The organism is Klebsiella sp. WP3-W18-ESBL-02, from assembly GCF_014168815.1.
In the GTDB taxonomy this organism is placed as follows: domain Bacteria; phylum Pseudomonadota; class Gammaproteobacteria; order Enterobacterales; family Enterobacteriaceae; genus Kluyvera; species Kluyvera ascorbata_B.
Window position 1 is genome coordinate 2,808,684 of sequence record NZ_AP021972.1, and the last position, 22,418, is coordinate 2,831,101.

The 22,418-nt window shown below is 56.9% G+C and carries 23 protein-coding genes; 9 read left to right on the forward strand and 14 right to left on the reverse strand.

Annotated features, from left to right (window positions below):
- Positions 1–53: 53 nt before the first annotated feature.
- A complete protein-coding gene (gene nasR, locus H7R56_RS13460) occupies positions 54–1,262 on the reverse strand; it encodes a nitrate regulatory protein NasR (RefSeq protein WP_106928880.1) in 1,209 nt (402 codons plus the stop codon).
- 71 nt (positions 1,263–1,333) lie between these two features.
- Here nasR and H7R56_RS13465 point away from each other — a divergent pair, with 71 nt between their 5' ends.
- Positions 1,334–1,687 (forward strand): DsrE/DsrF/TusD sulfur relay family protein, encoded by a 354-nt coding sequence (locus H7R56_RS13465; RefSeq protein WP_106928881.1) that lies wholly within the window; start codon positions 1,334–1,336, stop codon positions 1,685–1,687.
- A gap of 246 nt (positions 1,688–1,933) precedes the next feature.
- Positions 1,934–2,179, forward strand: a complete 246-nt coding sequence (locus H7R56_RS13470) for a DUF1883 domain-containing protein (RefSeq protein WP_064544976.1) — start codon at positions 1,934–1,936, stop codon at positions 2,177–2,179.
- Positions 2,180–2,218: 39 nt separating this feature from the next.
- Here the strand turns inward: H7R56_RS13470 and H7R56_RS13475 are convergent, their stop codons facing one another.
- On the reverse strand, positions 2,219–2,899 hold the full coding sequence (locus H7R56_RS13475) for a gamma-glutamylcyclotransferase (RefSeq protein WP_106928883.1): 681 nt from the start codon (positions 2,897–2,899) through the stop codon (positions 2,219–2,221).
- A gap of 364 nt (positions 2,900–3,263) precedes the next feature.
- Between H7R56_RS13475 and chaA the strand changes: the two genes are divergently transcribed.
- The 4 genes from chaA (at position 3,264) to H7R56_RS13495 (ending at position 7,334) form a co-directional block, all read left to right on the forward strand.
- Entirely contained in the window at positions 3,264–4,364 is a 1,101-nt protein-coding gene (chaA, locus tag H7R56_RS13480) for a sodium-potassium/proton antiporter ChaA (protein WP_106928885.1), read from the forward strand.
- A 156-nt stretch (positions 4,365–4,520) separates the two neighbouring features.
- Positions 4,521–5,588, forward strand: a complete 1,068-nt coding sequence (locus tag H7R56_RS13485; protein WP_106928887.1) for an ABC transporter substrate-binding protein — start codon at positions 4,521–4,523, stop codon at positions 5,586–5,588.
- On the forward strand, positions 5,575–6,576 hold the full coding sequence (locus tag H7R56_RS13490; RefSeq protein ID WP_106928889.1) for a FecCD family ABC transporter permease: 1,002 nt from the start codon (positions 5,575–5,577) through the stop codon (positions 6,574–6,576). Before H7R56_RS13485 ends, H7R56_RS13490 begins: the two co-directional genes overlap by 14 nt.
- The gene (locus tag H7R56_RS13495; RefSeq protein ID WP_106928891.1) at positions 6,576–7,334 is read left to right on the forward strand and encodes an ABC transporter ATP-binding protein; all 759 of its coding nucleotides are present in this window, start codon (positions 6,576–6,578) and stop codon (positions 7,332–7,334) included. The genes H7R56_RS13490 and H7R56_RS13495 overlap by 1 nt, the downstream gene beginning before the upstream one ends.
- On the opposite strand, the gene H7R56_RS13500 is transcribed toward H7R56_RS13495, so the two are convergent.
- From H7R56_RS13500 to H7R56_RS13515, 4 genes are all read right to left on the reverse strand, one after another.
- Positions 7,312–8,049 carry a substrate-binding domain-containing protein gene (locus H7R56_RS13500; protein WP_106928893.1) on the reverse strand — a complete coding sequence of 246 codons (738 nt, stop codon included), beginning with the start codon at positions 8,047–8,049 and terminating at the stop codon, positions 7,312–7,314. The genes H7R56_RS13495 and H7R56_RS13500 overlap by 23 nt on opposite strands.
- A gap of 68 nt (positions 8,050–8,117) precedes the next feature.
- On the reverse strand, positions 8,118–8,954 hold the full coding sequence (locus H7R56_RS13505) for a shikimate dehydrogenase family protein (RefSeq protein ID WP_106928895.1): 837 nt from the start codon (positions 8,952–8,954) through the stop codon (positions 8,118–8,120).
- Positions 8,944–10,293 (reverse strand): MFS transporter, encoded by a 1,350-nt coding sequence (locus tag H7R56_RS13510; protein WP_106928897.1) that lies wholly within the window; start codon positions 10,291–10,293, stop codon positions 8,944–8,946. Before H7R56_RS13510 ends, H7R56_RS13505 begins: the two co-directional genes overlap by 11 nt.
- Before the next feature lie 90 nt (positions 10,294–10,383).
- The gene (locus tag H7R56_RS13515) at positions 10,384–12,234 is read right to left on the reverse strand and encodes a bifunctional sugar phosphate isomerase/epimerase/4-hydroxyphenylpyruvate dioxygenase family protein (RefSeq protein ID WP_106928899.1); all 1,851 of its coding nucleotides are present in this window, start codon (positions 12,232–12,234) and stop codon (positions 10,384–10,386) included.
- Positions 12,235–12,366: 132 nt separating this feature from the next.
- Here H7R56_RS13515 and H7R56_RS13520 point away from each other — a divergent pair, with 132 nt between their 5' ends.
- Positions 12,367–13,005, forward strand: coding sequence for a TetR/AcrR family transcriptional regulator (locus H7R56_RS13520; protein WP_106928901.1), 639 nt, complete (start codon positions 12,367–12,369; stop codon positions 13,003–13,005).
- A gap of 7 nt (positions 13,006–13,012) precedes the next feature.
- Here the strand turns inward: H7R56_RS13520 and fumD are convergent, their stop codons facing one another.
- Positions 13,013–13,228: a fumarate hydratase FumD gene (gene fumD, locus H7R56_RS13525; RefSeq protein ID WP_106928903.1), complete on the reverse strand. Its 216-nt coding sequence runs from the start codon at positions 13,226–13,228 to the stop codon at positions 13,013–13,015.
- Between the two features lie 448 nt (positions 13,229–13,676).
- Here fumD and pykF point away from each other — a divergent pair, with 448 nt between their 5' ends.
- Positions 13,677–15,089, forward strand: coding sequence for a pyruvate kinase PykF (gene pykF / locus H7R56_RS13530; protein WP_106928905.1), 1,413 nt, complete (start codon positions 13,677–13,679; stop codon positions 15,087–15,089).
- Positions 15,090–15,399: 310 nt separating this feature from the next.
- Positions 15,400–15,636: a major outer membrane lipoprotein gene (locus H7R56_RS13535; RefSeq protein ID WP_006118977.1), complete on the forward strand. Its 237-nt coding sequence runs from the start codon at positions 15,400–15,402 to the stop codon at positions 15,634–15,636.
- A 63-nt stretch (positions 15,637–15,699) separates the two neighbouring features.
- On the opposite strand, the gene ldtE is transcribed toward H7R56_RS13535, so the two are convergent.
- From ldtE to sufA, 7 genes are all read right to left on the reverse strand, one after another.
- Positions 15,700–16,692 carry a L,D-transpeptidase LdtE gene (gene ldtE, locus H7R56_RS13540; RefSeq protein ID WP_106928907.1) on the reverse strand — a complete coding sequence of 331 codons (993 nt, stop codon included), beginning with the start codon at positions 16,690–16,692 and terminating at the stop codon, positions 15,700–15,702.
- Between the two features lie 110 nt (positions 16,693–16,802).
- Positions 16,803–17,219: a cysteine desulfuration protein SufE gene (sufE, locus tag H7R56_RS13545; protein ID WP_106928909.1), complete on the reverse strand. Its 417-nt coding sequence runs from the start codon at positions 17,217–17,219 to the stop codon at positions 16,803–16,805.
- Positions 17,220–17,231: 12 nt separating this feature from the next.
- The gene (sufS, locus tag H7R56_RS13550; RefSeq protein WP_106928911.1) at positions 17,232–18,452 is read right to left on the reverse strand and encodes a cysteine desulfurase SufS; all 1,221 of its coding nucleotides are present in this window, start codon (positions 18,450–18,452) and stop codon (positions 17,232–17,234) included.
- Positions 18,449–19,723, reverse strand: a complete 1,275-nt coding sequence (sufD, locus tag H7R56_RS13555; RefSeq protein WP_106928913.1) for a Fe-S cluster assembly protein SufD — start codon at positions 19,721–19,723, stop codon at positions 18,449–18,451. Before sufD ends, sufS begins: the two co-directional genes overlap by 4 nt.
- A complete protein-coding gene (sufC, locus tag H7R56_RS13560; RefSeq protein WP_106928915.1) occupies positions 19,698–20,444 on the reverse strand; it encodes a Fe-S cluster assembly ATPase SufC in 747 nt (248 codons plus the stop codon). Before sufC ends, sufD begins: the two co-directional genes overlap by 26 nt.
- 17 nt (positions 20,445–20,461) lie before the next feature.
- Positions 20,462–21,949 (reverse strand): Fe-S cluster assembly protein SufB, encoded by a 1,488-nt coding sequence (sufB, locus tag H7R56_RS13565; protein ID WP_106928917.1) that lies wholly within the window; start codon positions 21,947–21,949, stop codon positions 20,462–20,464.
- 10 nt (positions 21,950–21,959) lie between these two features.
- Positions 21,960–22,328, reverse strand: a complete 369-nt coding sequence (gene sufA / locus H7R56_RS13570; RefSeq protein ID WP_106928919.1) for a Fe-S cluster assembly scaffold SufA — start codon at positions 22,326–22,328, stop codon at positions 21,960–21,962.
- Positions 22,329–22,418: the final 90 nt, after the last annotated feature.

A 22,418-nucleotide genomic window follows, 5' to 3' on the forward strand; every position in this document is an offset into this window, starting at 1 on the left:
GTTGCGGCAAATAATGTTGTCTGCGTCACCTTTTTTGCACCGCAGCAAAGCATTCATGCCCGTTCATTGTGCAACGGTGGGGGGGCCTCCTGCTGCCATAACGTCTTTACCGCCAGCAGCGCGCGCGCGATCTCTACCATGCGCTGATTCTTCTCCATCGCCATTTTGCGCAGGCAGTGCCAGGCCTGCTCTTCGTTCATCTGCCGGTAGGTCATCAGCACGCCTTTGGCTTTATCAATCAGCCGCCGCTCTTCCAGCGTATCCTTCAGCGACGCCAGCTGGCTGGAAAGCTGCTCCAGTTCGCGCGCCTGCTGGCGCACCAGCGGCAGCAGCTGCCTGTCCAGGTGCAGCAACATACCGTCGCTGACGGCGTCATCCTGCCGTGGATCGGGGGCGTTATCGTCCAGCAGCAGGCCATCAACGGCCGTCATCAGCTCGCCAATCAGCAGCTCTTCCAGCCCGCGCATCTGCTCCAGCCGCTGAGTTTGCAGCTGGAACCAGCGCAGCGCCGTTTCGCCATCATCCTCGCCGGGCTGGCGGGTACAGGCGATCCGCCGCAGCTGTTCAATCGCTATCCCCGCCTGACATTCGGTGTAAAACAGCATCTTCAGCGGGCTCGTCGCCAGCGACAGAAAGCTGTCAAAACAGGGCTGCTGGCCGTCAATACGATCGACCAGCCGTTGGCGAAGCTCCTGGCTAAAACAGCCCAGCGCAAACCCCTGCGCCCCCAGCGCACGCTCCTGCCCCACCAGCTCTTTGCCCTGCATAAAGCTGTACAGCGCCACCAGCCGCGCGGCGAGCTGCGGATCGTCAATGCTGTCGTTCAGCTGTGGAATAATGTTGAGTAAATGGCGAATGGTGCGGCTGAACTGGCCGGTGGCCGTCTCGGCGGCAATTTGCCGGCTGGCAACATTTTCGCGCAGCGCGGGCAGCTGTTCCAACGACCAGACCGCACGAGCGATGCGCTGGCAAAGGCCGCTGGTTGATGGCAGATGGCGCGGCGACAGGCACCGCAGCAGCGGGCGCAGCTGTTCATCCACCAGCGCGGCGCTGGCCCGGCGCTCGGCGCCGTACAGTCGCCCCTGTGAACATAACCAGATGTTGGAGGCCCCGCGTTCACACTGTAACATATGCACGACGTGGCTTATCTGGCTGACCAACTGCCCTTGCCGCGCCAGCTGCCGAAGCTGGTCTTTCTGCACCTGCCGCGCGTAGCGAAACCACTCGATAGCGTCGGGGGTATCATCTTCATGATTTATCATATGCGCTCCCGGTAGAGGATTTACCTATCTTTAGCAACAACCAGCAATAACTGTGCCTAAAAGGAGTTCAGATGCAACGTATCGTCATTATCGCCAACGGTGCCGCCTACGGCAGCGAATCTTTGTTCAACAGCCTGCGCCTTGCTATCGCCCTGCGCGAACAGCAGGAAGACCTGCATCTTCAGCTATTTTTGATGTCTGACGCCGTCACCGCAGGCCTGCGCGGGCAAAAACCCGCGGAAGGCTACAACATTCAGCAAATGCTCGAGATCCTCACTGCGCAAAACGTGCCGGTGAAGCTGTGTAAAACCTGCACCGACGGCCGTGGCATCACCGCCCTGCCGCTGATTGACGGCGTCGAGATTGGCACGCTGGTCGAGCTAGCGCAGTGGACGCTGGCCGCGGATAAAGTGCTGACCTTCTGATATCGTCGCCATTTACCCCGTTTTTAAAGGATTTTGTATTACGTCTGCTGCATTCTGCGCAGCAATGTGGCGAAGGCTGAATGCATTCAGGAACATTGTCATTTTTGTTGAAGCATTGCGGCATTTTTTGATCAAAATCAGCATCCGCAGGCACAGGGTTTGGTGTTATGCGATGAGTGAATTGTGAACAACATCACAAGCAGGATTTCATCGCAGGGAGCGCATTGACTCATGGCAGCGGGGTATTTGGTGATGGTAAAGGCAAGTTTGACGTTATTTGGCGGAGATACGGTGGTGGTGCGTTGCTCTGAGCGTTGCCACATTCATTTAATGAGCACCCAAAAGAGCGCCAGCAATCACGGCGCCGATATTCTGAGCGTACAGAACGAAGAAAAGGCATACCTGACCGTGCCTTACAGCGGTACCTGGAACGTACTGATTGACAGTCATAGCCAGTCTCTTGAGCACTCTATCAGCTACGTCGCTGCCTGAGCCCTGCCCCGGAAGCACGCTTCCGGGGTGGTCCTGCGACTAAGCCAGCCCCGGCGGATTGACGCCCCCCACCAGCAGCCGCACTTTATGAATCAGTTCATTTAATCCATCGTCCGGCATACCCAGCTTTTGCAGTTCCTGTTCCAGCGAGAAAAGATACTGCGCATTTGTGCCAAGCGGGCCGCTTGCGCGCGCAATCAGCGGGGCAATGACCTGCACGCTGGTGTCGGATTCATACAGCGGATGGCGCGGGTCCATAATAAACACCAGCGCATTTACCGTACGCCCATCGTCGAGCGCCAGTTTGCACCAGGTGGGCAGGTAGCAGCCGGTGATCATCTCGCGTTTCCACAGCAGCGACAGCTCGTTTTCAATTTCGTCATCCGGCAACCGATAGGCGACGCCCGTGGTGCGCCCGCCTTCTTTCAGCGCCAGCATACGGCCCGGCTGGCACGCGCTGCCGCGCCCCGCCGTCAGGCGCAGGCAGAAGGCCCGATGCCAGCCAACCAGCGTGCCGGTAACCGACTCGCTGTAGTTGAGCGCCGGGTTCCACATCAGCGAACCGTAGCCAAATATCCATACCGGGCCATTATCCGGCCGACAGGCCAGCGTTGCCGCCAGCGATGCCGCGCGCTGTTCAGCTGACCATAGCAGCGACGCCTCAATGGCGCCAAACGCCGTCGTACAATCCGCCTTCATTAAGAAATCACGCGTTAACACTTTAAACCTCCACCACCACAACTCGTCCTTGCAACACATACGCTCTCAAGGGAACGGATGGCGACTTCCGGCGCTGTCATTGACGAAATATTATCCAGCTTTACGCCCTCGGATGCAATTTGTCTGCCGGATCCCTATTGCGTTTCACCGTGAACACTCCAGACGAATAATAAAAATAACAACATGACAATTGACTGTTATTTAATAGATATTTATCCGTTGTTTTATATTATAGACCTTTAACCATAAAATTCGCGCCATGGGTAAATTTTAGTAAAAGATTGCCTGACACATGGAAAATTTTGTTAATTTATGCCCCTGATTTTTTCTATAATTATAAATACCTGCATATATGGAGAAACACATGACCCACGCACATGAGGCGGTGAAAACTCGCCACAAGGAGACGTCGCTCATTTTCCCGGTCATCGCGCTGGCAATCCTGTTCTTCTGGGGAAGCAGTCAGTCATTGCCAGTGGTTGTTGCGATTAATGCTCTCGCTCTGGTTGGTATTCTGAGCAGTGCCTTTAGCGTGGTTCGCCACGCCGACGTCTTAGCCCACCGTCTCGGCGAGCCCTACGGCTCCCTGATTTTAAGTCTCTCTGTCGTCATTCTGGAAGTCAGCCTGATTTCTGCGCTGATGGCCACCGGCGATGCCGCCCCTACCCTGATGCGCGATACGCTGTATTCGATCATTATGATCGTGACCGGCGGACTGGTGGGCTTCTCGCTGTTGCTTGGCGGGCGCAAATTTGCCACGCAATATATGAACCTGTTCGGCATCAAACAATATTTGATTGCCCTGTTTCCGCTGGCCATTATTGTGCTGGTGTTCCCGACGGCGCTGCCGGGGGCCAATTTTACCATCGGCCAGTCGCTGCTCGTGGCGCTGATTTCCGCCGCCATGTACGGCGTATTTCTGCTTATTCAAACCAAAACGCACCAGAGTCTGTTTGTCTACGAGCATGAGGACGACAGCGACGATGATGACCCGCACCACGGTAAACCGTCGGCGCACAGCAGCCTTTGGCACGCCCTGTGGCTGATTGTCCATCTGGTGGCGGTGATTGCAGTGACCAAAATGAACGCAAACCCGCTGGAGACGCTGCTGACCAGCATGAACGCGCCGGTCGCGTTTACCGGTTTCCTGGTCGCTCTGCTGATCCTCTCGCCGGAAGGCTTAGGCGCGCTGAAGGCGGTTCTTAATAACCAGGTGCAGCGTGCGATGAACCTGTTCTTTGGCTCGGTGCTGGCGACCATTTCCCTCACCGTGCCGGTGGTGACGCTGATCGCCTGGCTGACCGGTAACGAACTGATGTTCGGCCTGGGGATGCCGGAGATGATCGTGATGGTTGCCTCGCTGATACTGTGCCACATCTCGTTCTCGACCGGGCGTACCAACGTGCTGAACGGCGCGGCGCACCTGGCGCTGTTTGCCGCATACCTGATGACCATTTTTGCCTGAATGGCAGCATGCGCCCGAACCAGGCCGCCGCGGAAACGCTGCGGCCTTTTTTGTTTTCAGGAGAAATTTAGGGGTATTTCCGTCAGACGGTTTGCATTTCCCTTCGTTATATAATCAAATACACACCGATTACTTCCCCTCCTGAATGAGCGACTCATGTCTACATTACACCGTTTACTTGTTGGTCTGACGCTAGCCTGCGCCAGCCTGGCGGCAGCGACCCCTGCGCTTGCCGACCGTACCGTAACCGACCAGCTTGGCCGCCAGGTTACCCTTCCCGATACGGTCAACCGCGTGGTGGTGCTCCAACACCAGACCTTAAACCTGCTGGTACAGTTGGACGCCTCTGCGGATATCGTAGGCGTCCTGAGCAGTTGGAAAAAACAGCTCGGCCCGGGTTTTGCCCGCTTCATGCCCGGCATTGAAACGCTGCCGATGCCGGGCGACCTCACCCAGGTCAATATTGAAAGCCTGCTGGCGCTGCACCCACAGGTGGTGTTTGTCGCCAACTACGCACCGGCGGCCATGATTCAGCAAATTTCCCATGCGGGGATCCCCGTCGTTGCCATCTCTCTTCGTGAAGACGCCGCCGGTGAGCAAAATAAAATGAATCCCACCATGGCCGATGAAGAACGCGCGTATAACGAAGGTCTGAAACAGGGTATTCGCCTGATTGGTGACGTGGTTAACCGTCAGGCACAGGCGGATGCGCTCATTGATTACACCTTTGCCGCGCGCGCCAAATTCAACGCGCCGGTCGCCGCCATTCCGTCCGCAGAGAAAGTTCGCGTGTACATGGCTAACCCGGATCTGAATACCTATGGTTCAGGGAAATATACCGGCCTGATGATGCAACATGCGGGCGCTATCAACGTGGCCGCCGCAACCGTAAAAGGCGCACGCCAGGTATCGATGGAACAAGTGTTGCAGTGGGATCCGCAGGTTATCTTCGTGCAGGACCGCTACCCCGAGGTGGTGAAACAGATAGTCAACGACCCGCAGTGGCAAGGCATTGATGCTGTGAAAAATCACCGCGTCTGGCTGATGCCGGAATACGCGAAAGCATGGGGCTATCCAATGCCGGAAGCGCTGGCCATTGGCGAACTGTGGCTGGCGAAAAAACTCTACCCGCAGCGCTACAAAGATATCGACGTCGATGCGCAGGCGCAGGATTACTACCATCGTTTCTACCGTACCGATTGGCAGGCTAATGCACATCCGTAGTCGCCCCAAAACGTTACAGGGTGGGCTGATGCTGCTCACGCTCACCGTTGCCGTGCTCTCTTTGTGTTTTGGTCAATACGGTTTATCTATCGGTGAAGTGCTGGCGCAGTTGATACACCCGCATAGCCGCGATATCGCCCACCAGATCGTCTGGTCCGTTCGCCTGCCGCGCATTCTGATGGCGCTGCTCGCCGGCGGCGCGCTGGGGCTATGCGGCGCGACGCTCCAGGGCGTGTTCCAGAATCCGCTGGTCGACCCGCATATTATCGGCGTCACTTCGGGCTCTGCCTTTGGCGGCACGCTGGCTATTCTGCTCGGACTCAGTATGCCGCTGATGATGGGCACCACCTTCTTCTTTGGCCTGCTGGCGCTCACGCTGGTTTACCTTCTGGCGGCGCTTCAAGGCCGGGAAAGCACGCTGGTGCTGATACTTGCCGGGATTATTCTCAGCGGTTTCTTCGCCGCACTGGTCAGCCTGATGCAGTACATGGCCGACACGGAAGAGGTATTGCCGAATATTGTCTTTTGGCTGCTTGGTAGTTTTGCCACCGCCAACTGGCACAAAGTGCTGCTGCTCGTCATCCCGGTGGCGGCCGCCTCGCTGGTGCTTTACACGCTGCGCTGGCGCATCAACCTGCTGTCGTTGGATGATAAAGACGCCCGCGCGCTGGGCGTTAGCGTAACCGCGTTGCGCCGCGTCGTGCTGCTGTGCTGCGCGCTGCTGGTCGCGGCGCAGGTGGCCGTCAGCGGCAGTATTGCCTGGGTTGGTCTGGTGATCCCTCACCTCGCGCGAATGCTCAGCGGCGCCGATCACCGTCGCCTGCTCCCCTGCGCCTTCTGGATCGGTGCCAGCTTTATGGTATTGGTTGACGATCTCGCCCGTACGCTGACCGCGGCAGAAATCCCCATCGGGATTATTACTGCGCTGGTCGGTGCGCCGCTGTTTGCCATTATGCTGGTACGCGCCAGCCGAAAAGGAACGATCTGATGACCCCGACGCTCACATTCTCGCAGCTCGAATATGGTCACCACTTGCCGCTGTTTACCCCGCTGAATCTGCACTGCCAGCCCGGCGAAGTGTGGGCGATTCTGGGGGCCAATGGTCGGGGGAAAAGTACGTTACTGGACACCATTACCGGCGTACTGCCGTCGTTATCCGGCCGGGTGGTGGCCAGCGGTGGCGTAGGGATTGTTCCACAGTCTTTTCGCCCCGCTTTTGGCTGGCGGGTTCGAGAAATCGTACTGATGGGACGCGCGCGCCATATTGCCCTGTTTTCACAGCCGCAGGAAGAGGACGAACGTCAGGTGCAGGCGGCGTTGGTTCAGCTGAATATCGCCAATCTGGCTGACGCGCTGTTCAGCAATCTGTCCGGCGGTCAGCAGCAGCTGGTGATGATCGCCCGCGCGCTGGTCAGCGCCAGCCAGAATATCCTGTTGGATGAACCCTGCTCGGCGCTCGATTTGGGCAATCAGCAGACGGTATTACAGTTGATAAGCGATCTGTCGCGCGCCCAGTCGCGTACCGTGATGTTTACCACCCACGATCCTACCCACGCGCTTCAGGTGGCGAGCCATACGCTACTGCTGATGCCTGACCGTCAATGGCTGGCCGGACGAACAGCCGAGGTGGTACAGGAAGCCAATCTCCAGCGCGCTTACGGCGTACGGGTTCGTAAGCTTCAGCTTGAGGATTACCCTTCCCCGGTGGTGACTCCGCTTTTTACTATTCACCGCTCGCCGACATAAACCCGGCGTCGCGCAGGCAGCGCTGCCCCTCTTCACCCAGTATAAACTGGCGGAACACCCGCGCGTCGTCATGCTCATCAACATCGGTCAGGTAATATTCACAGTGAATATTCCACGGCTCGGGAATAACGACGCAGCGAACGTTGCTTTGATTCTCCAGCGCGGTGGCGTAGTGAGCATAGCCGATAAACAGATCGGCGAACCCCTCATCAATCAACCATTGGCTGGCCATCGCCCCGTTCGGCAGCGCGAGCGAATGCCGCCCGCCAACCAGCGGCATTGCGCGCTGCTTGAGCGCATTGCCCAGCGCCGGATAGCAGGACGCTATACGCTCAAAAAGCTGCCAGGTGTAGTCACCGGAAGGGTCGCACAGCGGCGTCGAAGTCGCTAACCGCAGCGTCTCATCCGCCAGCAGTTCCCGCCACGTTTTTCCCTTCGTCTGCGGGGTATTTCGCACGGTAAGCATCAGCGAATTGCGGGCAAAAAGATGGAGACCGCTTGCGCGGCCGGCGTCACAAAGCGCCTGAGGATGCTGGCGATTCGCCGATGCAAACAGCGAACACGGTTCACCGCTTTCAATACGCTCGCGCAGTAAACCGGCGGGGCCAAAAACCAGCTTCAGCGCAATGCCGGTTTGCCCGGAAAACTGCGCCTGTAACGGGATAAACGCGCGGCGCAGGCTGCCGGCCGCCAGAAGTGTTAACGTGGAATGCATAAGAAGAAACGAAGTAGCCCAGACATAAGCGTTATATTATCTGGGCTATTACGCTTCTGACCAGCACTTTAGTCGTGAATTTCCGCCAGCATCCGCAGCCGATCCGGCGTTGCCACCGGCAGATGGAAGAAGTCCAGATAGGCCGGGATCATTTCAAACAGCATATCCGTCCCTGGCTGTACCGGACACCCGCGCGCCATTGCCGCCTGCAAGAAAGGCGTAAACGTCTGCTTCATGACGACTTCGCCCACGAACGTGCCGGGCTCTATTCGCTGAACGTCCATCGGCAGCGGATCGGCAGGGAGCATGCCCAACGGTGACGCATTGACAACCAGGCCATGCCCCGCAGGATCGTTGTCCATCACCGTCAGTTCGAGCTGCGGGTAATGCCCCTGTAAACGGTCAGCCAGCGCGTGCGCCGTGCTTTCCCGCGCATCGTATAGCGTCAACGCACTGACGCCCGCTGCCGCTAGCGAAGCCGCAATCGCCGACCCCACGCCGCCGCTGCCCACCACCATCGCGCGTGCCCCGACGGTACCAAAGCCCTTGCGCTGAATGCCACGCACAAAGCCGTCACCGTCAAACATATCGCCGGTCAGCGAACCATCGGCTTCGCGGCGGATAGCGTTGCAGGCACCGGCAATTTGCGCGGTGGGACTCATCCGGTCGACCAGCCCGCAGGTCGCCACTTTATGTGGCATCGTCACCAGTGCGCCCGCAATATTGGTTAGCGAAAACAGCGCGGGGATCAACGACGCATAATCTTCCGGCTTGATGCCCATCGGTACCACTTTGACGTCGACGCTCTGGTTTTCAAACCAGGGGTTATAGATCATTGGCGCCTTGAAGCTTTCCGTCGGATATCCCAAATGCGCAATCAACCGCGTACGCCCACTAATGTGCATGCGTTTCCTCCTGTTCAGGCAGATCCAGTTCGATGCGCTTCACATCACCGAGAATAAACAGATACGCCACCACGCCAAGCAGCGCCGCGCCGCCGATATACACCAGGGCGTAGAAGAAGCTGCCAAACGCCGCCACGATAAAACCAATCACCAGCGGCGTGAGGATCCCCGCCAGGTTGGCGCAGAAGTTAAATAGCCCGCCGGTCAGCCCGCCCAGCCCCTTCGGTGCCATATCGGAAATTAACGTCCAGCCCAGCCCGACCATCCCCTGGCCAAAGAACGCGAACGACATCACCAGGATCACCGCCGTGTCGCTGGACAGCCAGTTAGCACTAATAATGCAGCTCGCCATCAGCAGCCCCGCGATAATGGGCAACTTACGGCCCAGGTTGGCGCTGCCGGTAGCTTTCAGCAGCTTATCCGACACCCAACCGCCGAACATCACGCCGCCCGCCGCTGCCAGAAACGGCAGAATGGCGAAGAACCCGACTTTCAGCCACGGCATATGCCGCTCGGTCGCCAGATAGGTGGGGAACCAGGTCAGGAAAAATACCAGCACGGTATTGCCCGCAAACTGGCCGATACTGGCGCCAATAATTTGCCGTTTGCGCAACATCTGACGTACCAGCGGCCAGCTGAACGCCTTGCGCTGCTCAGCGCCAGAGCTGATGCCGCCGCCGGCGGCAATGTACTCGCGCTCCTGCTGGCTCAGACGGCTGTCCTCATGCGGTTCGCGATAGCATCGCCACCAGACCAGCGCAAATAACATGCCGACGACACCTACCGAGATAAACAGCGTGCGCCAGCCAAAACCGCCCATAATCCAGAACAGCAGCGGCGCAAAACAGGCCAGCCCGAGATATTCACCAACGGTATACACCGCGGTCGCTTTTGCTCGTTCATGCTGCGGAAACCAGGCGCTCACCACCCGGCTATTCACCGGGAAGCACGGTGCTTCGCTGACGCCAAGACCAAAACGGCACAGCAGCAGCGTTTTCAGACCTACGGCAAAACCATGCAGCAACGTAAACAGCGACCAGAAGCTCAGCGCCAGAAAATAGGTCAACTTGTTGCCGAAGCGGTCGAGGAACATGCCGCCGGGGATCTGCGCCAGCGCGTAGGTCCAGGCAAAGGCGGAAAAGACAATCCCCATCACCGCGGCGCTAATGCCCAGCTCCTGGGTCAGCTGCGGCGCGGCAATCCCCAGCACCGTGCGGTCGAGATAGTTGATCATGGTCCCCACGGCCAGCAGCGCCAGAATACCAATGCGCCGCCGGGAGCGAGGGATCGCGTTCACCGCCGCAGCGGTGGCCACACGAGGTTGGCCGAGTGAATTCATAGTGTTTACCTGTCGTTGTCGAGTGCAGATGAATGTTTATTGTTATGGTCTAGCCTGCGGCGCCAGCGTACCGAATGGTACATTCCGGCGCTAACGGTACTGCATTGCCGCCAGTCGTACGGCAGCATTCACCGCGCCGTACTGCGCGTAGCCGTGACGACGTTCGGTAAATTCAAAGAAGAAGCGCCCTTCGCTGAACGGTAAGGTGTAACGATGTAAAAATTCGCCGCCCGTACCGTCACGATCGTAGAGAATCTGCTGGCGGCGTAGGGTTTCCACCTGCGCGCTATCGCCAAATCGCGCCTGCAAATCATCGTAATAGTTTGCCGGAACCGGCAGCGACAGCGCGGCTGCCAGCGGTTGGTTGTCCAGCAGCGTGGGGAGATCGCGACCCGCGAACGCCGCGTGCTGTAGCCCGGCCCCCTGATAGCAGGCCACCGAGCGGGCAATCTGCGTTGCGCGGCTTTGAGAGATATTCAGCGCCAGGCGTACGGTGCCCTGCGGGCTTTGCACCGCCAGGCTGCGCACCAGGCCGTAAGGGTCTGGTAGCGTTTGTTCATGCTCCAGCGTAAAACCCAGCACCGCGCGAACAAACATCACCCAGTTGTCACGGCTGTCGGCCTCCATCCCTAGCGCCAGATGGTCGATCCCCAGCAGCGGCCCCACGTTCGCCGTTTCGGTAAGGGTAAAATCCTGCGCGTAAATATCCTGTTGGCTATCGACAAGATAAATCAGGCTGCCGTCCGGTGCGCATACCGCCGGGATGGTGCTTTCATTCGGCCCGGCTTCGCCCTGCCAGGTGGCGTAGCCATAGGCTTTGGCGCGAGCGATCGCTGGCGCACTTTCGCTGACCCGTAGCGCAATCGCACACAGCGAGACGCCGTGACGTTGATAGAAGTGATCCGCCCAGCTGTGGGGCTGATAGTTGATAATTACCCGCGCGCCGCCGTTACGCCACAGCGCGACCTGCTTGGAACGGTGCATCCCCTCCAGCTGGAATCCCATACCGCCGAGCATGGTGCTCAGCTTTTTCGCTTCGCCAGGGCTCGCGGCGAACTCAATAAACTCAATGCCCTCAAAAGTTGGTAGATTGGCCGTGTGGAACAGATCCGCCCCGCTCTCACCGAGTGTGCGTTGAGTCTGCTCTTCCAGCCACAGCAACGAGCGATAGCCGTCTTTGGCCGTCGCGCCGTTGGGCGAGGCGCGGAAGCCGTCGTTAAAAATTTCCAGCGACCATGGGCCACGGTAGCCAAGGCGCGTCAGTTCTTGAGTAAACGCCACCAGCGGCAGTTCACCCTGCCCCGGAAAGCAGCGGAAATGGCGGCTCCACTCGAGCACATCCATTTTCATCAACGGTGCATCGGCCAGCTGGAGGAAGGTGATCTTGTCCATCGGCACTTCGTGCAGACGACGCAGATCGTCGCCTAATGCCAGGATATGGAAGCTATCGAGCACGATCCCCAACGCCGGGCTATCTACCGCTTTCACCCGCTCCCAGGCCTGATACCAGCGATTTACGTGGGTACCCCACGCCAGCGCTTCATAGCCAATGCGGATATTTTCCCGCTCCGCCAGCGTCGCCAGCGCGCGCAAATCTTCAACCTGCAGGGAAAAGTCGGCAGAACAGTCGGCCTGAACGTTACTGCACAGCAGCAGCGTGTCGCAGCCCAGCTCGTGCATCAGCGCAAATTTGCGCTCGGCTCGCGCCAGGTTAGCCGCAAACCGCTCGCGCGGGCCGCCTTCAAAATCGCGAAAAGGCTGAAATAACGTGATTTTAAGCCCCAGATCGTCGGCCATATTACGGACATCCGTCGGCGTACCGGTATAATAGAGCAAATCGTTTTCAAAGATTTCAACGCCCTGATAACCGGCAGCGGCAATCGCGCTGAGCTTTTCAGGCAGGGTTCCAGAAAGGGATACGGTAGCAATTGAACGCAACATGGTTTCACCTGGCTTTGGCGGTAGCAGTTGCATCGAATATGAATCATTTGGTTCAAGCGCGCCAGATTTGGTTGCTAATTTGTGATCATTGTGTATATTTTTTGTGCCCGGTAAAAATGAACAGGAGTGGTTATGTCAGCCATCGCTCACGATGAAGCGCAGTCGCTAAAAACACGGATTTTTACCGCCGCAATCGCGGTTTTTGCGGAACACGGCTTGGCCGGTGCGCGTATGGAACAGATAGCCGGCGAGGCGCAGACGACCAAGCGTATGGTGGTGTACTACTTTAAGACTAAAGAGCTGTTGTACCAGGCGGTACTGCAGTACGTCTATACGCGCATTCGCGAGACCGAGCAGCAATTGGGGCTGGAGAACCTGCCGCCGGTGGAAGCACTCGTCCAACTGGTGAAATGGAGCGTACGTTATCACGCCGAGCACGCTGATTTTATGCGGATTATCTGTATGGAGAATATGCAGCGCGGGAAATGGCTGCTGGCTTCGGGCGATCTGAAGCGGCTGAATAAAAGCGCCCTCTCCTTGCTGGAGCAGATTCTGCACCGCGGGCAAGAACAGGGCATATTCCAGCCCGCGTTAGACGCGCGCGACGTTCACCGTCTGATTAGCAGCTTCAGCTTTTATCAGGTGTCTAATTTTTACAGCTTTAACAGCCTCTATCTGGACGGTCCGCTTCCGGATATCAACGATGAGGGGCTGATTCATCACCACAGCGAGCTGGCGGTGAAATCGATTTTGCGCTTTGTGATCGCCTGATCCGCTGTCAGGCCTGCCCTGACAGCGCGGTCACCACCTTCTGCATCGCTTCACGCGTCAGCTCTGAACGCTGGACCTTGGTGTTTGCCAGCGCCGTGCGGACCACGCCAGCGATCACAATATGCTTCGGTTCCTGGCCCAAATCGCGCATTTCCAGCACAACTTTTCCCACTACGCGGCACATTTCCTGGTATAAAACGTCGTCTTTTGCCTGATTTCCCATCGTTTACGCTCGCTAATTTCCATTAAGAATCAAATTATTATTGTTTCGTTTCGCACAGAAAGCAAATCAGCAGGCTCCCGGCGTCTGCCGTTGCGCATCTATGCTGTTACATTTTCACCTATAATTCGTTTTTATTTTGTTAAACAGCCTTCATTCATTTTGAAACAGCGTTTTTATTTTCTTTTTTCGCCATAACATCGTATAATCCGCCGCGTTTCTTTCTTGAATGGTTTCAGCTCATTGGACTACATCAATAAACGATTAAAACATCGCCTTTTTGACTATGCTGAACCTCTAGCACACTTTCCTCTGCACGCTTTTTTTATGTCACCTATCCTTATGGCGTGGCATAGCAACTTTCGTAACACAGGTTTGACTCCGTGGCCGTGCGCGCATGGGGCGAGAATTCCAAATCCTTCTCAATCTCAACTTAAAGACTAAGACTGTCATGAAAAAGACCAAAATTGTTTGCACCATCGGGCCGAAAACCGAATCCGAAGAGATGTTAGGCAAAATGCTCGACGCGGGCATGAACGTTATGCGTCTGAACTTCTCTCACGGCGACTATGCTGAACACGGTCAGCGCATCAAGAACCTGCGCAACGTGATGAGCAAAACCGGTAAGAAAGCCGCTATCCTGCTGGATACCAAAGGTCCGGAAATCCGTACCATCAAACTGGAAGGCGGTAACGACGTCTCCCTGAAAGCGGGCCAGACCTTCACCTTCACCACCGACAAATCCGTTATCGGCAACAGCGAAATCGTTGCGGTCACCTACGAAGGCTTCACCTCTGACCTGAAAGTGGGCAACACCGTGCTGGTTGACGATGGCCTGATCGGTATGGAAGTGACCGCTATCGAAGGTAACAAAGTTATCTGTAAAGTGCTGAACAACGGCGACCTGGGTGAGAACAAAGGCGTTAACCTGCCGGGCGTTTCCATCGCGCTGCCAGCGCTGGCTGAAAAAGACAAACAGGACCTGATCTTCGGTTGCGAACAGGGCGTTGACTTCGTTGCCGCATCCTTCATTCGTAAACGTTCTGACGTTATTGAAATCCGCGAGCACCTGAAGGCGCACGGCGGCGAAAACATCCAGATCATCTCCAAAATTGAAAACCAGGAAGGCCTGAACAACTTCGACGAAATCCTCGAAGCCTCTGACGGCATCATGGTTGCTCGTGGTGACATGGGCGTTGAGATCCCGGTTGAAGAAGTTATCTTCGCCCAGAAAATGATCATCGAAAAATGTATCCGCGCGCGCAAAGTCGTTATCACTGCGACCCAGATGCTGGATTCCATGATCAAAAACCCACGTCCGACCCGCGCTGAAGCCGGCGACGTAGCAAACGCCATCCTCGACGGCACCGATGCAGTCATGCTGTCCGGTGAATCCGCAAAAGGTAAGTACCCGCTGGAAGCCGTGACCATTATGGCCACCATCTGTGAACGTACTGACCGCGTGATGACCAGCCGTCTGGAGTTCAACAACGACAGCCGTAAGCTGCGCATCACCGAAGCCGTCTGCCGTGGCGCAGTAGAAACCGCTGAGAAACTGGACGCACCGCTGATCGTGGTAGCAACCCAGGGCGGTAAATCCGCACGCGCTATCCGTAAATACTTCCCGGATGCCACCATCCTGGCGCTGACCACCAACGAAACGACTGCGCGTCAGCTGGTGCTGAGCAAAGGCGTTGTCGCACAGGTTGTCAAAGAAATCAGCTCTACCGATGATTTCTACCGTCTGGGCAAAGAAGTCGCTGTAGAAAGCGGTCTGGCACAGAAAGGCGACGTCGTGGTGATGGTTTCCGGCGCGCTGGTACCGAGCGGCACCACCAACACCGCCTCCGTACACGTACTGTAATAATCCACATACTTATTATAGTTTGCCTAAAAAGCGCCCATTGGGCGCTTTTTTTATACACTCAGATAACCCTGCTCAATAAAAAATCAAATAGGCTCTCACTATTTAAACTTCGATTATCTAAGATGAATCCGATGGAAGTCCTCTGTTTTCACACGCATTTTCCCGGCAAAAGCGCAAAGTCGGTGCTTCTTTGAGCGAACGATCAAAAATAAGGGAAAACGCATAAAAAAATATTCTCAATATAAAAAAGTTTGTGTAATACTTGTAACGCTACATGGAGATTAACTCAATCTAGAGGGTATTTATAATGAATCGTACTAAACTGGTACTGGGCGCGGTAATCCTGGGTTCTACTCTGCTGGCAGGTTGCTCCAGCAATGCTAAAATCGATCAGCTGTCTTCTGACGTTCAGACTCTGAACGCTAAAGTTGACCAGCTGAGCAACGACGTGAACGCAGTGCGTTCCGACGTTCAGGCTGCTAAAGACGACGCAGCTCGTGCTAACCAGCGTCTGGACAACCAGGCTCACTCTTACCGTAAGTAAGAGTTCTGGTAATAAAAATGGCGCACATTGTGCGCCATTTTTTTTGCCTGTAAATCCCCTGCCCTACTGCGTAACCTTCCCTGACGTCATGTCTGCATTCTGTGCTGACACGACCGGCTCCGAAGCTGAAGCCGCCCCAGCGCCCTGAGACACCGCCACCGGATATCCGGCACGACGAGACAGCACGCGCTTCACCTGCGCTTCATCCACGCTACCGTGACCAGCAAACGCTTTAAAGCCGGATGACAGCGTCATCTTCATCGTTTGCGTGTCCTGCTCGGCGTTCTGCGACAGCGGGCGGTGCACTTCCAGATAGCGCGCGCCGTTCGGTTCCACTGAATATTTCACCGGCTCATTGATCACCCGCACCGGCGTCCCGCTGCGCACCTGGGCGAACAGCGCCTTAATGTCCGGCGCATTCATGCGAATACAGCCCGAGCTGACGCGTAGCCCGACGCTATCCGGCGCGTTGGTACCATGGATAAGGTATTCACCGTTACCGTACGCCAGACGCAGCGCATACAGCCCTAGCGGGTTATGCGGCCCGGCAGGCACGACAGCGGGCAACGTCACGCCGCGCTCCAGCGAACGCGCGCGGATACCCGGCGTTGGCGTCCAGGTCGGGTTCGGGATCTTCTGCCCGACCCGAGTCGTCATTTCCGGCGTTTCCAGCCCCTGCAGGCCGATGCCTATTGGATAGACCTGGACCTGCTGTTCACCCGGCGGGAAGTAATACAAGCGCAGTTCGGCGAGGTTGACGACAATCCCTTCACGCGGGACGTCCGGCAGCAGCATCTGCGACGGAATCGTCACCACGGTGCCGGGACGGGGAACCGGTGCGATGGTATTGTTGGCTTCAAGAATCAGCATCGCCGCCGTATCAAAGCGTCTGGCGATGGCCTGTAGGTTCTTATCCCCCTCCTGAACCGTGTAGGTTTGATTGTGGCCGATTAAACGACTGTTGGCAGGGGGTAATGGGTAGTCAACCGCCCAGGCGCTTGAGATCGCGCTGAGGGCGCCTAAAATGCCGAGTGTTAAGAGGGACGCGCGCTTCATATCTGGATTCCTTATTCATATTCACTGACAACATGCCAGAAAGCTGAACCACCAGCGTGGTGGGCTGCCCGCCCACCTTTCGTAACAGAATGAAAGCTGTCTATTTGATATTAGCTAAAACTTGCCGCCTGCGTGCGGATAGCGCGAATCATGGCCTCCAGTCCCTGAGAACGTGACGGCGTCAGATGCTGCGCCAGCGCCATCTGTTCAAACCAGGGCCGTACATCAAAAGCCTGTACGTCCGCAGCGGTCATCCCATCGTAGAGGATAAACACCACGGCAATCAAGCCTTTAACAATTGCCGCATCGCTGTCGCCCTGCAGCGTGATACGACCCCGATCGTCACGCCCCATCACAATCCACACCTGGCTCTGGCACCCCTGAATAATATTCTCCGGGCGGTGCTGCTCGGGGCTGAGCGGCGCCAGACGCTGGCCCAGCTCAATAATATAGAGATACTTCTCTTCCCAGTTGGCGCAGCGGTTAAAGTTGCGCAACAGTTTATCTTTGTCCGGTAAAGCCGCCATGGTTGCTCCCTGTTACCCCAGTAATCGGCGAATGCGCTGCAGGCCCGCCACCAGGCGGTCGACCTCTTCAACGGTGTTGTACATGGCCAACGACGCCCGGCACATCGCGGGCACCTGATAAAACGCCATCAGCGGCATCGCGCAGTGATGGCCGGTGCGTACGGCAATCCCATAGTTATCGAGAAAGCTGCCAACGTCGTAGGCATGATGCTTGCCGAGATTAAAAGCGATGACCCCCAGGCGTTCGGCGGGCCCGTACAAATGCAGATCCGGCACGTCTGCCAGCGCGTCCAGCGCGTAGCGCATCAGCGTCTGTTCATATTCAGCAACGTGCGTCAGCCCCAGGCCATTGACATAATCCAGCGCGGCGCCCAGACCGATAATGCCGCCGGTATTCGGCGTGCCGGCCTCGAAACGCCACGGCGCTTTCGCCCACGTGGTGCCTTCCGTCAGGCTAACGGTGGCAATCATTGACCCACCGCCTTCCCACGGCGGCATCGTCTGTAGGATGTCGGCGGTAACATACAGCGCGCCAATTCCCGTGGGGCCGTAGAGTTTATGGCCAGAGAAGGCGTAGAAGTCGCAGCCCAGCGCCCGCACGTCGACCGGGTGATGCATCACCGCCTGCGCGCCGTCCACCAGCACTTTCGCGTTATGGCGATGCGCGATGGCAATCAGCTCCGACAGCGGGTTCTCGGTCCCCAACACGTTAGACACCTGGGTCACCGCCAGCAGGCGGGTGCGCGCATCAAATAGCCCCTCGACCGCCGCCATCTGCAACGTGCCATCGGCGTTGAGCGGGATGACCCGCAGCTGTGCCCCGGCACGTGCACAGAGCATTTGCCACGGCACAATATTGGCGTGGTGCTCCATCGCCGTGATCACGATATTATCGCCCGCCTGAACGTTACGGTTGCCCCAGCTGTTGGCGACCAGATTAATCGCTTCTGTCGTACCGCGCACAAAGACGATCTCTTCGGCGCTGGCCGCATTAAGAAAACGCGCGACCTTCTGGCGCACCTCTTCCATTCGCTGGGTGGCTTCGGCGCTCAGCGTGTGAATGCCCCGGTGTACCGCCGCGTAGCCGTTGCGATAAAACGCCGCTTCCGCGTGGATCACCTGCTCGGGTTTCTGCGCGCTGGCCGCGGAGTCCAGATACGCCAGCGGCTGGCCGTTGACTTCGCGGGAGAGTACCGGAAAATCGGCGCGCACCTGTTGTACGGAAAAAGTCATTGTTTACCTCCTGCCAGACGCAGCCCGATCCGCGCCAGTACGTGCTGCTTCAGCGCCTCCAGGGTAATGGCATCGGTCAGCCCGGCGGCAAACGCATAAAGGATGATGTTCCTCGCTTCCTCCAGCGCCACGCCGCGTGAACGTAAATAAAAGAGCTGCTCGTCGTCGATTCGCCCGACGGTGGCACCGTGGCTGCATTTCACATCGTCAGCGTAAATCTCGAGCTGCGGTTTGCTGTCGACTTCTGCCAGCCGCCCCAGCAGCAGATTGTTGTTGGTCATCTGGCCGTCGGTTTTAACGGCGTGCGGCGCCACGGTAATCACACCGTTGAATACCGCCCGTCCCTTATCATTGACGATGGTTTTATGCAGCTGCCGGCTGTTACAGTAGCCCTGATTATGTTCAAGCCACGTGCGGGAATCGCACACTTCAGCGTTAACCGGCATCGCCAGGCTATTCAAACGCAACGTGCTGTTTTCGCCATTCAGCTGGCTGCTGGTGTGGTGTCTGGCAACCGCCGCGCCCAACAGGAAGCTGTGGCTGAAAGCGGCTGCGTCTCGCCCTAGCCGTAGATCGTTATGGGAAAAGTGGTAGCTCTGATCGTTTTCAAACCCCAGCTTCAGATGCTGTAGCTGGGCATTATCGGCCACGTCCATCGTCAACCTTGCGCCGGTAAAGTGGCGCAGCGCATTCAGGCTGACATAGTGCTCGATAACCGTCGCCTGGGCCCCTTCCTCTAGCTGTAAATGGTGGCGGTAATGCGCCGTATTCATCTCGCCCGTTTCCAGGCCGCGCGTCAGATGCAGCAGCAGCAGCGGTTTTTCGGGACGCTGATTACGCCGTACGCGGATACGCGTCACGCTGGTGGCCAGACTTTCCGTCAGATGCAGGAAGGCCTCGGGATGAACCGCATCCGGCAGCGACTGGCGCTGATTATCCACCGTCACCTCAAACCCGCTACCGCCAGGATCATCGCTGAGACGTGCATCAAACTGACCGTCAACGAACACCAGCCGATGCGCCGCCAGCGCTACCGCGTGAGCATCGCGCTGTTGAGCCGTCAATGCAGGCAGCGCGGGCGCGACAAAGGTGCTGGCGAGCAGCTTATCAAGCGCGGTGTACTTCCAGTCTTCATCCTTACGAGTGGGCAGGCCAAGCTGATGGATCTGCTGCAGGTGCACCAGCGCCTGCGGTGACGGCTGTCCGCCGCGCGCCTGTAATAGCGCATGCCACTGCTGCAGCGCGCTACTGTTGTTCGCTAAGCCAGCCATAGCCCTGCTCCTCCAGCTGTTTCACAAGCCGAAAATCACCCGATTTCACGATCCGCCCCTGATACAGCACATGCACCACGTCAGGCTTGATATAGTCCAGGATACGCTGGTAGTGAGTGACGATAATAAAGCTGCGTTTGCCGTCCCGTAGCGCGTTAACGCCTTCCGAGACAATTTTCAGCGCATCGATATCCAGCCCGGAATCGGTTTCATCAAGAATGCATAATTCAGGCTCCAGCACAGCCATCTGCAAGATATCGTTGCGTTTTTTTTCACCGCCAGAAAACCCGACGTTCACCGACCGGGTCAGCAGGTCCGCCGGCATTTTCAGCAAGGCGATTTTCTCTTCCATCAAATCCTGAAAATCGAAGCGATCCAGCGGCTCTTGCCCACGATGGGCGCGCACCGCGTTGAGCGCGGTTTGCAGGAAAAACTGGTTGCTCACGCCGGGAATTTCAACCGGGTACTGGAAGGCCATAAAAATCCCTTCCCCGGCCCGCTCTTCCGGCGACAGCGCTAACAGGTCATGGCCTTTAAAGGTGACAGCCCCTCCGGTCACCGTATAGTCTTCACGGCCAGCCAGCGTCGCAGAGAGCGTACTTTTCCCCGACCCGTTCGGTCCCATAATGGCGTGGACTTCGCCCGGGCGGACGTTCAGGCTGACGCCGCGCAGAATCTCTTTATCCTCAACGGAGACCTGTAAATCTTTGATATTCAACATATCGTTTCCCTTAATGCTTAACCGACGCTGTGTTCAAGGCTGATAGCCAGCAGTTTTTGCGCTTCCACGGCGAACTCCAGCGGCAGCTCCGAGAAAACATCCTTACAAAATCCGTTAACAATCATTGAGATGGCATCATCTTCGCTGATGCCGCGTTGCAGACAATAGAACAGCTGGTCTTCACCAATACGCGAAGTGGTCGCCTCGTGCTCCAGCTGGGCGCTGTTATTGCGACACTCCACGTACGGAAACGTATGTGCACCGCAGTCAGGGCCGATGAGCATCGAGTCACACTGGGTGTAGTTGCGGGCGTTGGTCGCCGTCGGCATAATTTTCACCAGCCCGCGATAGCTGTTCTGGCTATGCCCGGCGGAAATCCCCTTCGAGATGATGGTCGATTTTGTGTTTTTACCGATGTGGATCATCTTGGTGCCGGTATCAGCCTGCTGGTGACCGCTGGTCAGCGCCACGGAGAAAAATTCCCCCACCGAGTTATCGCCGCGCAAAATACAGCTAGGGTATTTCCAGGTAATGGCCGAGCCCGTTTCCGACTGCGTCCACGACATTTTGCTATTTTCACCTTCGCACAGCGCGCGCTTGGTCACGAAGTTGAGGATCCCGCCGCTGTTGTTGTCACCGGGGAACCAGTTCTGCACGGTAGAGTATTTCACCTCGGCATCTTTATGAATGATCACCTCTACCACCGCCGCATGCAGCTGATAGCTATCGCGCACCGGCGCCGAGCAGCCCTCAATGTAGCTCACATAGCTGCCCTCGTCGGCTATCAAAATCGTGCGCTCAAACTGGCCGGTTTTTTCTGCGTTGATACGGAAATAGGTCGACAGCTCCATCGGGCAGCGGACGCCCTTAGGGATATAAATAAAGGTACCGTCTGAAGCCACCGCCGCGTTTAACGCAGCAAAGAAGTTGTCATTTTCCGGAACAACCGTACCGAGGTAACGCTGGACCAGCTCCGGATGGTCATGAATCGCTTCACCAAACGAGCAAAAAATAATCCCTTGTTCAGAGAGTTTTTCCCGGTAGGTTGTCGCCACCGACACCGAATCAAAAATGGCGTCTACCGCCACCTCTTTGCCTTCACGTACCGGAACACCAAGCTGGTTAAACGCGGCTTCAACCTCATCGGTTAAAAAGCTGCGGCTCCCGGTTTGCTGCTGTGCGCCAGGTTCAGAGGCGCAGCTATCGTCGCAGTTTCCGCAGGACGGCGCGGAATAATAGCTGTAGTCCTGATAGTTCAGCGCATCATAGTGCGCCTTCAGCCAGTGAGGCTCTTCCATTTCCAGCCAGGCACGATAGGCCTTGAGGCGAAATGCCAGCATCCATTCCGGCTCGTTGCGCCTGGCGGAGATCGCCCGCACCACGTCTTCGTTAATGCCCTTCGCCAGCTCGTCGGTTTGCAGCTGAGTGAAAAAGCCTTCTTTATAGTTCAGCGGGCCGCCGGCCCAGGTCTGGACATCGTCAGTTGCGTCAGTATTACGCGTCATTATGTACCGCCTATACCCCGAAGCTTTCGCCACAGCCGCATTCGTTCTGCGCCTTGGGGTTATGATATTTGAACAGCTGATTCAGCCCTTCGCGCACGTAATCCACCTCTGTACCGTCAATAAACGGCATTGCGCGTAAAGGCACCCACAGCTTCGCGCCCTCGTACTCAAACAACAGATCGTCACGATCCGGCTCGCTGACTGCGTCCAGCACGTAGCCGAAGCCCGCACAGCCGGTTTGCTTAACCCCCAAACGCACGCCCTGGAGCGTCGGCTGCTGTTTGACCAGTTCGCGAATATGCGCCGCTGCCGAAGGCGTCAGCGTGATACCGCGCCAGGTCACATCGTTGGGATCAAAGGTTCCAGAATGCACTTCCATAGGTCTACCTCATCAGTGGAGCCACAAAGGGAATAACGCCATGTTAGTGATAATGATTATCACTTCAACCCGCGCCGCGTGGGGGTATTG

What these genes read in the sequence shown, in the direction of transcription:
- nasR (WP_106928880.1), bottom strand. Translation starts at nt 1,262, where the DNA reads ATGATAAATCATGAAGATGATACCCCCGACGCTATCGAGTGGTTTCGC.
- H7R56_RS13465 (WP_106928881.1), top strand. Translation starts at nt 1,334, where the DNA reads ATGCAACGTATCGTCATTATCGCCAACGGTGCCGCCTACGGCAGCGAA.
- chaA (WP_106928885.1), top strand. Translation starts at nt 3,264, where the DNA reads ATGACCCACGCACATGAGGCGGTGAAAACTCGCCACAAGGAGACGTCG.
- H7R56_RS13485 (WP_106928887.1), top strand. Translation starts at nt 4,521, where the DNA reads ATGTCTACATTACACCGTTTACTTGTTGGTCTGACGCTAGCCTGCGCC.
- H7R56_RS13490 (WP_106928889.1), top strand. Translation starts at nt 5,575, where the DNA reads ATGCACATCCGTAGTCGCCCCAAAACGTTACAGGGTGGGCTGATGCTG.
- H7R56_RS13495 (WP_106928891.1), top strand. Translation starts at nt 6,576, where the DNA reads ATGACCCCGACGCTCACATTCTCGCAGCTCGAATATGGTCACCACTTG.
- H7R56_RS13500 (WP_106928893.1), bottom strand. Translation starts at nt 8,049, where the DNA reads ATGCATTCCACGTTAACACTTCTGGCGGCCGGCAGCCTGCGCCGCGCG.
- H7R56_RS13505 (WP_106928895.1), bottom strand. Translation starts at nt 8,954, where the DNA reads ATGCACATTAGTGGGCGTACGCGGTTGATTGCGCATTTGGGATATCCG.
- H7R56_RS13510 (WP_106928897.1), bottom strand. Translation starts at nt 10,293, where the DNA reads ATGAATTCACTCGGCCAACCTCGTGTGGCCACCGCTGCGGCGGTGAAC.
- H7R56_RS13515 (WP_106928899.1), bottom strand. Translation starts at nt 12,234, where the DNA reads ATGTTGCGTTCAATTGCTACCGTATCCCTTTCTGGAACCCTGCCTGAA.
- H7R56_RS13520 (WP_106928901.1), top strand. Translation starts at nt 12,367, where the DNA reads ATGTCAGCCATCGCTCACGATGAAGCGCAGTCGCTAAAAACACGGATT.
- fumD (WP_106928903.1), bottom strand. Translation starts at nt 13,228, where the DNA reads ATGGGAAATCAGGCAAAAGACGACGTTTTATACCAGGAAATGTGCCGC.
- pykF (WP_106928905.1), top strand. Translation starts at nt 13,677, where the DNA reads ATGAAAAAGACCAAAATTGTTTGCACCATCGGGCCGAAAACCGAATCC.
- H7R56_RS13535 (WP_006118977.1), top strand. Translation starts at nt 15,400, where the DNA reads ATGAATCGTACTAAACTGGTACTGGGCGCGGTAATCCTGGGTTCTACT.
- ldtE (WP_106928907.1), bottom strand. Translation starts at nt 16,692, where the DNA reads ATGAAGCGCGCGTCCCTCTTAACACTCGGCATTTTAGGCGCCCTCAGC.
- sufE (WP_106928909.1), bottom strand. Translation starts at nt 17,219, where the DNA reads ATGGCGGCTTTACCGGACAAAGATAAACTGTTGCGCAACTTTAACCGC.
- sufS (WP_106928911.1), bottom strand. Translation starts at nt 18,452, where the DNA reads ATGACTTTTTCCGTACAACAGGTGCGCGCCGATTTTCCGGTACTCTCC.
- sufD (WP_106928913.1), bottom strand. Translation starts at nt 19,723, where the DNA reads ATGGCTGGCTTAGCGAACAACAGTAGCGCGCTGCAGCAGTGGCATGCG.
- sufC (WP_106928915.1), bottom strand. Translation starts at nt 20,444, where the DNA reads ATGTTGAATATCAAAGATTTACAGGTCTCCGTTGAGGATAAAGAGATT.
- sufB (WP_106928917.1), bottom strand. Translation starts at nt 21,949, where the DNA reads ATGACGCGTAATACTGACGCAACTGACGATGTCCAGACCTGGGCCGGC.
- sufA (WP_106928919.1), bottom strand. Translation starts at nt 22,328, where the DNA reads ATGGAAGTGCATTCTGGAACCTTTGATCCCAACGATGTGACCTGGCGC.